The organism is Parasphingorhabdus sp. SCSIO 66989 (assembly GCF_032852305.1).
GTDB lineage: Bacteria > Pseudomonadota > Alphaproteobacteria > Sphingomonadales > Sphingomonadaceae > Alterisphingorhabdus > Alterisphingorhabdus coralli.
Genome location: NZ_CP136594.1, coordinates 510,534 through 522,418 on the forward strand (window position 1 = coordinate 510,534; position 11,885 = coordinate 522,418).

The window sequence follows — 11,885 nt, forward strand, 5'->3', positions numbered from 1 at the left end:
CGCTAACTCCCTAATATGTATAGACATATACATGTGTGACAATGTACTACATACGGAAAATATAGGTCGATGATTTGCGTATACCCATGAGGCGATTTTTTTGAGTCCATCAGCCCTGTTCAAAGAGTTGCGTGTGGCGGAGCGAAAACCAATCTTCTTCTTGGGTCAGACCCCTGGTACAGTTTTGTCGCAGCTTCTCGTTGTTTGTTTTGCGTGGGGAGATGACATCGGCTTTCATCTATGCAACATAACCCTGCCGCATCGAAAACGCGGCGCGGGGCGTGGTAACCCTGATGCACGACTGAGCCTTGGCCAGAGCATTCTGGCCGGGTCGCTGTCGTGCATGTCCAAGGCTCTGCCCAAAGACGGCAGCGCGCTCGGACTCAGTCGCGGGTGTTACCACGGCCCGGCTTTTTGAAGGTCGGCTTAGGAGGTAATAAATGCGAATTCGGATGAGCGGCGCTTATAGCGCGCATGAGTTTCTGGACGCTATGGACTGTATCGTACAGACACTGGTCGCAAATGGGATGGACGAGATCCGTAACCCTAACATTTATATCAATCCATATCGTAACTGCGAGCTTTTGACGTTTCATGATCAGGATATGGGCAAGGAATTCAAGCTGTTAGAGTATCAGGGAAGAAGCAAGCGTGAGTTTGTCAGGATGTCGCCCAGGGTCCAGCCTGTTTTTGAAAAGGAATAATGTGATGACCGAGAAAAAGACCGGGGACTCTGCGCGTACAAACCCAGATCGGCGCTGGAGCGTAGAATATTGCCTTGATGAAAGGAATATGGACATGGGTTCCGTCCTTTTCAGGATCGGGCGCAAATACCAGATCACCGCTGAGGAGGCGGACTTCATCGCCGGTGGCCATGGTATCTGGCCTTGCAGCAAGGCCTGCATTGCCAAAAAATGATACTCTTTGCAGCTGCTGGCTGTACATCCGACAATGATCATTATGAATCATCGCCGGTCCGCACCCAAGACACAGATTGCAGTTAAGACTTAAGAATCAAATACTCAAAGAACAGTAAGTCAAGGTTCATGCCGAGAAGGGATGATACAGAACCGGCATTACACCTGGCCCAAGGAGTTCATGGAAGCCAGTAAGCTTGGGCTTGCTTATGACACTACCCGTTTTGCGATTACGTACGAGGTTGAGGGTCTGCGCTGTAAGTCTCGTGATCTGAAGGAGTGCCTCGCTGAGCTTACTCTTAAGAACCGGTACTTCCTATCGGAGACCTCAGTCTATTGCCTGCTGAAGGCCGAGGAGCTAGCGGATTACATCAGCGCCGCGCGGATGGATTCTATCCGTGGCGCTCCCTTCTATTCTTTAGACACTGGGAAGGGCATATGCCCGCAAAGGCGCGATTGAGCCTTGCCAGTTGGCGAACAGATGATGCCGGGTGCTGCTATTGACCGTGCTGCCTTCATACCATTGGGTGGGGACATCGGCATCGACACCATGGACATAGCGATCGGTAAGATTACCCAGAGCATCATATTCCGCCACCAGCGCATCGCCATCATATAAGAAGCGGGTAATGCTGCCGCCTGCCGCCGTGCCATCAACCTGCCATAACCGCCCCATCGGATCATAGGTCAGCGTTGCCTGTTTCGCGCCCATGGCCCGTACCAGGCGGTTCTCTTGCATCTAGATAAAGGTCACACTGCCATCAGAGGTCAGATTGCCATTCGCATCATGGATGAAGCTGGCAGCGCCGGCTGAGGTGTATTGGTTAAGACCGTTCACCTGATAGGCGCGATTCACATCATAATGTGCTGTGTTGGCATAGCTGTCATTGTCCAGCGTGCGGCTCTTGATCTGGCCACTTCAATTGTCTGTGATCTGAAGGCACCTAATTAGGGATTCAGTAAACTGTTGTCTAATTGATAACATATATCTGCCTTGTTTGCTTGCCTGCTAGCCGATGGTTGTCTTCGAGATATGCTGCTGGCTTTGACCATGGGTTTGCAGGCATTCTCATGATCGCGGTCAGGCGTTTAGAGTTGGTGTCTCCATGTCACCGGCGAAGTCATCACATAGTGATGCTTCCACAGTTTTTCCGAGATCACCGGTTTCGTGGCATATCATATGGTCATAGTGTCATTGCCCGCTGGCCGGATCGGCCCAGCTAAACTGTGTGTCTTTCTGCCACAGCAGATGCAGCAGTATGGCCAGTTTGCGTGCGAGCGCCACTCTGGCATGTTTCAGGCCCCTGGTCTGGGCCAGGGCTTTGCCCCAGTGCTGCAGGGCGCAGGGGCGCTTCTGAGCATCGGATCACCGGCCTTGGAGATACGCCCTTTATGATCGCGCTCGCCCGACTGGCTGCGGCGCGGCACCAGTCCGGCATAAGCGGCCACGCTCGCGCTGCGGGTAAAGCGCTCAGGGTCTTCTATGCTGGTGATAAAGGTCAACGCCGTTATCGGCCCGACGCCGGGGACACTCATCAGCCGACCCGCCACCGGGTCAGCAGCGGCCCTGGCATCAAGCAGTCTGGCATTGCGCGATAGCTGCGCCTCAAGCGCTTCGATCATCTCGGCCAGCGGCATAAACACCACACGCAGATCAGGGCGCTGGCCAAACAGTGTTTGCAACCGTTCGCGCCGCTTGCCCGGGGTTGTCACCCGGCCCAGCCTCAGGCCAAACAGCTTGAGCATCCCGCGCAGTTGGTTGGCAAGAGCATTGCGGCTGCTCACCAGCTGGCCCCTGATCTTCAGCGCCGCCCGGTCGATATGGCTGCCTTCTTGCTTGATATGCACCTGTTTGAACCATCCGGTGCGCGCCAGATGCGCCAGCGCTTCAGCATCATGCACATCCGATTTATTGACCCGCGCCGACAACGCTCCCTTGGCATGACGTGCACAGATACACAGCACCGGCACATCACGCTCTTTCAGCCCATGATATAAAAACACCGCCAAGGGGCCGGTCTCCAATACCACACGCGCGACACCGCCAGCATGGCGCTCCAGCCACTTGGCCAGAACATCCGGATCACTCGCCACCACATCACGGCGGACAATCTCGCCATCATCTCGCACCACACAGATATGTGTCGCCTTGTCAGATACGTCCAAACCTGCATACATCGTCATCGGTCATCCTCCTTGCTTGAAGCATGCAAAATGCATGACTTCGTTCCTACAAGGAGGATGACTACAGCAATTACGCCATGTCACCGAAAAGACCGAATTGCCTCGGCACCATCTCACCCCCGATACTGACCAAGCCACCCATGTCCTACAAGCGCCATCGCTGCTATTCTGGTTTCGGCTCTTTCTATCCGTTGATCTCCCGCGACTATTTTCCCCATTTACGGGCAAATGTGTCACCTTGCCTGTATCGGCACAAGCCGTTGCTCTAAGTCATTGAGTTAAGGCAGGAAAATAGCGTCGCTATGCCCAATCCTTACGAAAATCACAGGGTGACACCCTGTCACTTGTGTCACCTTTGGTTGGAATATCTCCGCGCCTCTGTGTCTCCGCGTGAGACTATTTCCCGCCCGATTGCGGGCAAGGTTTGTTCAAAGGGCATTGCGCAAGTGGCGAACCCCCACCCCGCTGCGACTAAGCGCCTTACGGCGCTAAGTCTCGCTGCCCCTCCCCTAAAGGTGGAGGGGGTAGGTATATTGCACGACCCCTTCGCGTTCTTGAAAATCTTCGCGTCCTTCGCGAGAAACTCTTTTAATAGGGCGGCGCTTCCAACATTGTTGGGCATCTCCAACAGAGGCACGGTTTTCTGCGCTTCATAGGTGTGAACTTTGTGAACTTAGTACAGCCCGCCTGACACTTCCCGACAATCGTCCCGCGCCACCCCCGGCTTGCAAAACCAGCGCCCGCGCCATATCGCGCTCGCCATGACCAATATTCCCGACCTCGCCCATATCGCCCGTGCCGATGGCACCAAGATCGCCTATCGCCATCGCACCGGTGCTGCCGATAAGCCGACGCTCGTATTCCTCCCCGGCTATATGTCAGACATGGAAGGCGGCAAGGCTGTGGCGATTGATGCCTGGGCCGCAGAGCATGGCATTGGCTGTCTGCGGCTGGACTATGGCGGCTGCGGCGTCAGTGAGGGTGACTTTGAAACACAGACGCTGATTGACTGGCGCGATGATGTGCTGATGTTGATCGACCGGCTGGTCGAAGGGCCGGTGATGGTGATCGGTTCGTCCATGGGCGGCTGGCTGATGCTGTTGGTGGTGCTGTCGCGGCCGAGCCGGGTGACCGGTATGCTCGGCATTGCCGCCGCGCCTGATTTCACCATGTGGGGCTTTACCCAGGAGCAGAAGATGACGATCCTGCGCGAAGGCAAGCTTGTCGAGACCAGCGACTATGGCCCCGAGCCCTATATTACCAGCAAGGCCTTTTGGCAGTCGGGCGAGGCGAACCGGCTGCTGGACCGGCCGATAGATATTGGCTGTGCGGCGCGGTTTGTCCATGGACAGGCGGACCCGGATGTGCCTTGGCAATATAGTCTGGAGACGGCCAAGCAGCTGCGTTCAGCCGATGTGCAGACGATATTTGTCAAGGACGGCGATCATCGCCTGTCCCGGCCACAGGATATCCGTCTGATCCTGACCATCTTGGAAGAGCTGGTTTCGGGGCCGGTGGAACCGAATTAACTGCGCTTTCCCAGTAGAGGTGCTTCACTTGCGTTATGTGCTGCCCATTGCCCTAGTTGCTACCGCCTTGCCGACCTCCCCGGCGCATGCGCAGCTTATGGGGCCTCCTGATCCGCGCGAGGCGCAGTTTAACCAGTGTCTCGATCTGGTGATTGAGGATCCGGCGCGCGGCGTTGCCAATGCGCGCGAATGGCTGGCCAATGGCGGCAGCTATTTTGCCTTGCATTGCCTCGCCTTTGCCTTTTCCAAGCAACAGCGCTGGCAAAGTGCCGCGGACAGCTTTGCCCAAGCGGCGCAGGATGCCGAGGCGGCCAAGGATGAGCGCTCGGCTAACTTATGGGTGCAGGCGGCCAATGCGGCGCTCGCCGATGGTCAGCCCTCGACCAGCATCGCCTTTCTCGACAGCGCGCTGATCAGCGGCATATTGGAAGGGCAGGCGCTGGGGCTGGCACATCTCGATCGGGCGCGGGCGCTGGTGGCGCTGGGTGAACTGGAGAAGGCGCGCGCGGAATTTGTGCTGGTGCAGAAACATGTGCCACAGGACCCGCTGGGCTGGCTGCTGTCGGCGACATTGGAGCGGCGGCTCGACAATCTGGAGCGGGCGCGGGCGGACATCAATGTCGCCCTGTCACTTGGGCCGGAAGACCCGGATATCCTGGTGGAGGCGGGCATTATCTCGGCGCTGCTGGGCAATGTCGAGGAGGCGCGGGTCAAATGGCAGCAGGTAGTGACCATCGACGCCCCCGGCCCGGCGCGCGTTTCGGCACAGGAATATCTGCGCCAGCTTGCCGAGATGGAGGCGGGCGAGGCGCCGGCTGCGGATCAGGCGGTCAGCCAACCACCCGTCGCTCCGGAGACCGTTAGTTCAGATAGAAGTTCACGGTAGTGACAACACGGACCTTTTTATAGGGCGTATCGCTGACGCCATAGCCGCCATCGCCATCGCGTGATTCTATCGAGAAATAGCCCTGGGTCGCGCTTTTGATCGCGCCGACATCGGTACCGCTGTCCTGAGCAAATTGTTCGGCGGCGCTGCGCGCATCCTTCGTCGCTTCGGCCACCATTTCGGGCTTGATGTCATTGAGCTTGGTAAAGCTGAAATTCATGCCCGATCCGTCCTGCAAAACCACGCCGCGCCGGACCAGATCAAATTGCTTGGAGACCGCCGCTTGGGCTTTCTCAATGTCATCGGTGCGCAATTGCAGCCGCTGGCTGATGGTGAAATTGGTTTTGCCATATTGGTTATACTGGCTAACATTCACGCCGGTTGGCTGGAGTGCATCTCCTGCGAAGCCGAGTTCGGTGAAGAAAGCGCGAATAGCGTCGGTGTCGCGGTCAATATCGCCCTGCGCCGCTTCCATCGTCTCGGCCTTGGCCGAATAGGCGATGGTCCAGGTTGCAAGGTCAGCGGTCACTTCGCGTTCGGCCAGCCCGCGCACCGTGACCGAGCGATCGGCTTCTCTGGCACGCAGCAGGCCATCGCCCAGAAGATAGCCACCCGCGATCAGGCCGATGGCAATAATGCCTGCGCTGCCCCAATACAGGCCGCGCGAAGCGGTTGGTGAGACACTATGGGTGATGGCTTCGGAATCTTCAGACATTTTCTCTTCCCCTTTGCGATCAGGATGCACAAAATACAGCTTGCGTTGCGCAGATTCGAAATAGGTTTTGAGCGATGAACCGTTTCTGAACTGCGATGAATGGAGTGAAATGGAACCAGTATGACCCAATTTCTGCACAGCATGATCCGCATCAGTGACCCAGAGAAAACCGTCGATTTCTTCAAGCTAATCGGTCTGGAAGAGGTGCGCCGCTTCGATGTTGAGGCCGGTCGCTTCACCCTGATTTTTCTTGCCGCACCGGGCGAAGAAGGGGTGGCCGAGGTCGAACTGACCTATAACTGGCCGCCCGAAGATGGCAGCGCGCCCGAAGACTATCATGGTGGCCGCAATTTCGGCCATCTCGCCTATCGCGTGGATGATATCTACGCGACGTGCCAAAAGCTGATGGATGCCGGCGTCACCATCAATCGCCCGCCGCGTGACGGCCATATGGCCTTTGTCCGCACGCCGGATGGGATTTCCATCGAATTGCTACAGGATGGCCATTTGGAACCAAAGGAGCCTTGGGCTTCGATGCCGAATTTGGGGGAGTGGTGAAGGCCTTATTGACTGAGGCTATTGCATAGCGACTTTATGGCCTTGAGCTTTAGCGCTATAATGATTGTGAAGGTGAGCGATAGTAGAAAGGCTTTATCATGCTTGGTTCTGCAAAGGTCAGCTTGAGCTTGGCTTTGTCTGGCAGCGCGGTCTTGTTGGCCGCCGCGACGGCTTTGCATTTCCCGGACATAGACCTTACCGAGGATCAACGGGCTTTGCTTGAGCGAGAACTTGAAGACAGGGTCGCGGACGACCCGGTGCAGTGCATCCCGGCGGGGCGACAACTAAAGCGTATGACCGTCATCAGCGATGACCTGATTCTCTATGAGGTTGGCAACACGATCTATGCCAATACTCCAGCGGGCGGGTGTCCCCGGCTGGAGCGCAACAATACCCTCGTGACCCTTCGCCCCCAACAGCGTCTATGTAAAGGTGACATCGCCCAAGTCACGGATTTCGGGATTCGAGCGGGCATTGCCGGCTGCTCCTTTAGTGAGTTTATTCCTTACCGTTCTGTAGAAGAGGACGAATAGGGCGCACCCATTAAAGAGCCCTGCAGGCTTTTACCGCTGGATGCGACCTCTGCCGCTTAACGAACAATAACCAAATCAACCGGCAGTGTCGGCTCGCTCAGGACTTTCGCCATCGCGGCCCAGCGCATGGCCGGATCTTGGCCAGCGCTTTCGACATAGTCGCGCACCATGTCTAGGCCCAGGCCATAGTTGATAACATAGCTGCGATAGGTGTCGGCAAAGCTGATGGATTGTTCTGCACGATTGCGACCAAAGAGCATGTATTTCTGGGTGAGCTCTATCGCTTGTTCACGGCTAATCTCGCTATCGAGATAGCGTTGCGCGATGGTAAAACGGGCGCTGGAAAGATCGCGAAGGGCTTCTTGTAACTGCGCCATTTCATCTGCGCTGTCCGGGTCGAGGCCAGCAAGCGGATAGAGCACTGACTTTTCATAAGCTAGGCGCTCCTCGCCGGGAAAGGCAAGTTCTATCCCGTAATTGGCACTGCCTTCCGCGATCAGACTTTGCGGGCTGTATAGCGGATAGATTTGATATTCGACCCAGCCTCGCTGGCGCGACAGGTTACGCTCGAGCAGCATGTTGTAAACATGATGGCCGGGATAGCCCTCATGGCAGCCCAGATCGACCGCGCGACCAATGCGGATCGGCAGGTCGGTATTGATCTCTATCCTGCTGCGATAATCGCCCTGATAATAGTTATAGCCGCTCCAGGGTTTGTCGGTGACAAAGGCCATGGTGAAGTCTTCATCTTCTGGCAACGGGATATGCTCCAGAGTACGGTTTCGACATTCGGCAATGGCGGCATTGAATACCGGCTCCAGTTTCTCCGGCGCGATAGTATGTCGTGCTGGTATGCTGCCTATGCGGCTTGCCAGTGTTCCTTTGCCCGGGAATTGTTTGTTCAACCGCTCCAAGATCGGATCATAGTGAGAGAGCGGCTTTATCTCTGGAATCACGCCGAACAGACCCAGCGCCTCATCGCGGAAGGATAGTGTTTCGCCCTGCAGCATCAGCAGCCTTGTGCGCGCGGCATTTAGCTGTGCTAGTAAAAAGGTACGACGCTTTTGTTGCATTGGGCTGAGCAGAGTCTCGTCAACCAGATCAAGACGTTCTTCCAACGCAATCACCGCATTGGCGAGATCAATCAACCCGCGCGGATTGGCCTCCGCCTCGGCTTTCCACTCGGCTGGGCCATAATAGGCGTCGATATAGCCGGGTTCCTTGGTGCCGATTTCCAAGGACAGCCGGACATAATCCTCGGCGATGCTGTCAAGTACGGATGCCGTATCGGGCGTTGCCACTGGCAGAGCGTCTTGCAGCTCGGCGACAGGGGTACAGCTTGCCATAAAGACAAACAGAGAGGCTAACCCGATTGTGGCCCAGCCTCCGATGGTCTTTGACATTACTCCGCAGCCTGAGCGTCGGTCTTTGCAGCTGCCTTGGCGGCCGCTTCCATAGCACGTTCAGCTTCCAGCTCTTTCAGCCTTTTCTGACAGGCAGAGCGCAGCACAAAATAGCCGACGACAGCAGAAACAAGCGATCCCATCAAAATGCCGATCTTTGCCTCATCGCGAAGCAGCTGCATATACTCATCATTGCCCTTAAAGGCGAGTTCCCCAATGAACAAGCTCATGGTAAAGCCAATGCCGCACATCATTGAAAGGCCGTAAATCTGCTGCCAATTGGCATTGGGTATCTTCTTGGCAAAACCGGTTTTGACACACACCCAGATACTGCCGAAAATCCCCAATTGTTTGCCGATAAGTAAGCCGAGTGCAATGCCGAGCGGCAATGGTGCAAATACCTCTTCCAAGCTCAGCTTGCCGATGATCTCCACCCCGGCATTGGCAAAACCGAAGACAGGGATGATGAAAAAGGCACTGATCGGCGCGATGGCATGTTCCAGTTTGTGCAGCGGCGATTCCGCATCGTCGGGCGCGCCGGGGCTCTTGGTAATCGGTATGGTAAGCGCCGCCAATACCCCGGCGATGGTGGCGTGGACACCTGACATGAGCACCAGATACCAGAGGATCAAGGTGAATACGAAATAGATGGGCAGCGAGCGAACGCCTGCCCGATTGATGCCGAACATGATGGCCAGCACCACCGCTGCTGCTCCAAGATAGGCGACTTTCAGGCCTGTTGTGTAAAACAGCGCGATAATCGCCACGGCGCACATATCATCGACAATGGCGACAGTGACGAGAAACAGCTTAAGCGAGGCTGGAACCCGGTTGCCGAGTAGCGCCAGGACACCAATGGCAAAGGCGATGTCGGTTGCCGCAGGAATAGCCCAGCCGCGGGATAGCTCGGGCATCCCGGCGGCATAGACGACGATCAGAAAGACAATGGCTGGAACCGCCATACCGCCCAGCGCAGCAATCACGGGCAAGCGGCGATCATCCCAGGTGGCTAGCCGGCCATCGATAAACTCGCGTTTAATCTCGAGTCCGACGAGAAAGAAGAAAATCGCCATCAGGCCATCGTTGATCCAAAGATGCGGCGTCATCGGACCGAGCTTCTCGGTCAGGACCGGGCCTTCAATCTCATGCAAGTAATGGTGATAGAACTCATAAAGCGGGCTGTTGGCGATAATCATCGCTGCAGCCGCAGCAAACATCAGCAACACACCACCAGCGGCTTCGCTCTCAAGGAATTTGCGTAGTGCAGATGCATTGCCAGTGCGGGGTGCTCGGGGCGCAGCCATGAAGGATCCTTTCACTGGGGCTTAATGTCTTAAGCCCCGATATTCTCTTAATGTCCCTATGTATAAGCATATTCGCGTGTGTCCAGCCGACAATGCGGCAAGTCCGCATGCCAATTGGCAGAGATCGTTGACAAATAGCAGGTAACAAGGAACAAATGCCCTGCAACATCGTGTAAAACGCCGTGCAGGCAGGCAGTTAATCGCACCGCAAAAAAGGGGGCATTGTGGCGGCAGATTATTGGATCTGGCTAGACATTGGCACCCGCGAACTGGCGTTTTTCGCCGCGTTCTGGTTTTTTCTCGGTGGAGTGGACGAACTACTTGTCGATCTGGTCTGGTTCCGCTCGCGTGGTCAAAGGGCCATCGCCAATATCACAGAAGTTGAGAGCGTTTCTGGCAGCCCTAAGCAATTTGCCATCTTTATAGCTGCCTGGAAGGAAGCCGATGTCATTGGCGAGACCTTGCGCAATATGGTGACCAAGTGGCAGGGCGACCATGTGCGGATATTTCTTGGTTGCTACGCCAATGATCCCGACACCCTTAAAGCGGCCATGAAGATCAATGCTGATCCGAGGCTGCAAATTGTAATCAATCCTTATCATGGCCCGACATCCAAGGCGCAATGCCTCAATGAGATGTGGCAGGCCATGGCGCAGTATGAGGAGGATTGCGGTCAGCGATTTGATGCCGTTGTCCTTCATGATGCGGAAGATATGGTCCATGCCGATGCGCTGGCTGCATTTTCTGTGGAGATGGATGACCATGAGGTGGTGCAACTGCCGGTCATACCGCTGATTCATCCGCAATCGCCGCTTGTGTCCGGTCATTATGCGGACGAATTTGCCGAAGCGCATGGCAAAGCGATGGTTGTGCGCGATTATCTTAAGGCAGGGTTGCCTCTGGCCGGCGTGGGTTGCGCGATCAACCGTGATGTGTTGCAGCAAATTGCCGACTCTCCACAAAGAGAGGGACTGGCAGGACCGTTCTCCGAAGACAGCCTCACAGAGGATTATGAGCTCGGCCTGCTGCTGCACATGATGGGTGCAAGAGCCACGCTATGCCGCAGAAAGGCCGCAAATGGCGAGTGGATCGCAACCCGCGCCTATTTTCCACATAAGCGCGTGGACTCGGTGCGGCAGAAAAGTCGCTGGATAGCAGGTATCGCGCTTAATGGTTGGGATCGCATTGGTTGGCATGGCGGATGGGCAGAGTTCTGGATGCGTCTGCGCGATCGGCGGACTGTGCTTAACGCGCTGGTGCTGAGTGCGGCCTATCTCGCAATTCTCGGCTCCGGATTGCTAATGCTCGCATCTTGGCTTGGCGTGTATAATGGTCTGCCGTTTTCACCGCTATTGCAGACGCTTCTCTGGCTTAACCTGGTGTTCCTACTGTGGCGGATTATGATGCGCATAGCCTTCACGGCGGACCTATATGGCTTTCCCCAAGGCCTGCTCGCCATGCCACGGATTGTGGTTGCCAATTTCATTACTATCCTGGCTGCAAGGCGGGCATTGGGCATTTATTGCAATATGCTCATGGGGGCGCCGCTCCATTGGGACAAGACCAGCCATTACGTGGTGAAGCGCGATTCTATATCTGAGCCAAGCTTGCATAGTCGGGTAGCGAGGTGACATCAGGACATAATCATTTGCGAGGCGAGCCATTGCGCTTTCTGGGCGCCCTGCTGGGTATCTGGATTGTCAGTCGATTAGTGTCTCTCGCTTTGGAAACAGAACCCGGCTTACCAGTTATGCCGTCGGATCAAGTTTCAAGGGTCGCACATGCGGTTTCGGTGCCGTCATACCGTCAAGAAAGACCCGATGATCCGGACACTAGCACAACGGCGATACGTTTCG

General features: G+C 55.9%; 11 protein-coding genes. 5 read left to right on the top strand and 6 right to left on the bottom strand.

What is annotated here, in order from left to right; genetic code table 11:
• Positions 1–660: 660 nt before the first annotated feature.
• The 3 genes from RB602_RS02320 to RB602_RS02330 form a co-directional block, all read right to left on the bottom strand.
• Complete coding sequence (locus tag RB602_RS02320; RefSeq protein ID WP_317082596.1) at positions 661–969, bottom strand: hypothetical protein; 309 nt, start codon at positions 967–969, stop codon at positions 661–663.
• Positions 970–1,335: 366 nt separating this feature from the next.
• A complete protein-coding gene (locus RB602_RS02325; protein WP_317082574.1) occupies positions 1,336–1,656 on the bottom strand; it encodes a hypothetical protein in 321 nt (106 codons plus the stop codon).
• Positions 1,657–2,213: 557 nt separating this feature from the next.
• Positions 2,214–3,101: an IS110 family RNA-guided transposase gene (locus tag RB602_RS02330; RefSeq protein WP_317081135.1), complete on the bottom strand. Its 888-nt coding sequence runs from the start codon at positions 3,099–3,101 to the stop codon at positions 2,214–2,216.
• A 761-nt stretch (positions 3,102–3,862) separates the two neighbouring features.
• Here RB602_RS02330 and RB602_RS02335 point away from each other — a divergent pair.
• A complete protein-coding gene (locus RB602_RS02335; protein ID WP_317082598.1) occupies positions 3,863–4,630 on the top strand; it encodes an alpha/beta fold hydrolase in 768 nt (255 codons plus the stop codon).
• Positions 4,631–4,667: 37 nt separating this feature from the next.
• A complete protein-coding gene (locus RB602_RS02340; RefSeq protein ID WP_406568399.1) occupies positions 4,668–5,516 on the top strand; it encodes a tetratricopeptide repeat protein in 849 nt (282 codons plus the stop codon).
• Here the strand turns inward: RB602_RS02340 and RB602_RS02345 are convergent.
• The gene (locus tag RB602_RS02345; RefSeq protein ID WP_317082601.1) at positions 5,491–6,231 is read right to left on the bottom strand and encodes an SIMPL domain-containing protein; all 741 of its coding nucleotides are present in this window, start codon (positions 6,229–6,231) and stop codon (positions 5,491–5,493) included. The genes RB602_RS02340 and RB602_RS02345 overlap by 26 nt on opposite strands.
• A 120-nt stretch (positions 6,232–6,351) precedes the next feature.
• On the opposite strand from RB602_RS02345, the gene RB602_RS02350 reads away from it, so the two are divergent.
• On the top strand, positions 6,352–6,789 hold the full coding sequence (locus tag RB602_RS02350; protein ID WP_406568386.1) for a VOC family protein: 438 nt from the start codon (positions 6,352–6,354) through the stop codon (positions 6,787–6,789).
• A gap of 98 nt (positions 6,790–6,887) precedes the next feature.
• Positions 6,888–7,322: a hypothetical protein gene (locus RB602_RS02355; protein ID WP_317082603.1), complete on the top strand. Its 435-nt coding sequence runs from the start codon at positions 6,888–6,890 to the stop codon at positions 7,320–7,322.
• Positions 7,323–7,378: 56 nt separating this feature from the next.
• Here the strand turns inward: RB602_RS02355 and RB602_RS02360 are convergent, their stop codons facing one another.
• Both RB602_RS02360 and nhaA read right to left on the bottom strand, forming a co-directional pair.
• On the bottom strand, positions 7,379–8,725 hold the full coding sequence (locus RB602_RS02360; RefSeq protein ID WP_317082605.1) for a DUF885 domain-containing protein: 1,347 nt from the start codon (positions 8,723–8,725) through the stop codon (positions 7,379–7,381).
• Positions 8,725–10,029 carry a Na+/H+ antiporter NhaA gene (gene nhaA / locus RB602_RS02365; protein ID WP_317082607.1) on the bottom strand — a complete coding sequence of 435 codons (1,305 nt, stop codon included), beginning with the start codon at positions 10,027–10,029 and terminating at the stop codon, positions 8,725–8,727. The genes RB602_RS02360 and nhaA overlap by 1 nt, the downstream gene beginning before the upstream one ends.
• A 224-nt stretch (positions 10,030–10,253) precedes the next feature.
• Between nhaA and RB602_RS02370 the strand changes: the two genes are divergently transcribed.
• Positions 10,254–11,660 carry a glycosyl transferase family protein gene (locus tag RB602_RS02370; protein ID WP_317082609.1) on the top strand — a complete coding sequence of 469 codons (1,407 nt, stop codon included), beginning with the start codon at positions 10,254–10,256 and terminating at the stop codon, positions 11,658–11,660.
• The last annotated feature ends 225 nt before the right edge of the window (positions 11,661–11,885 follow it).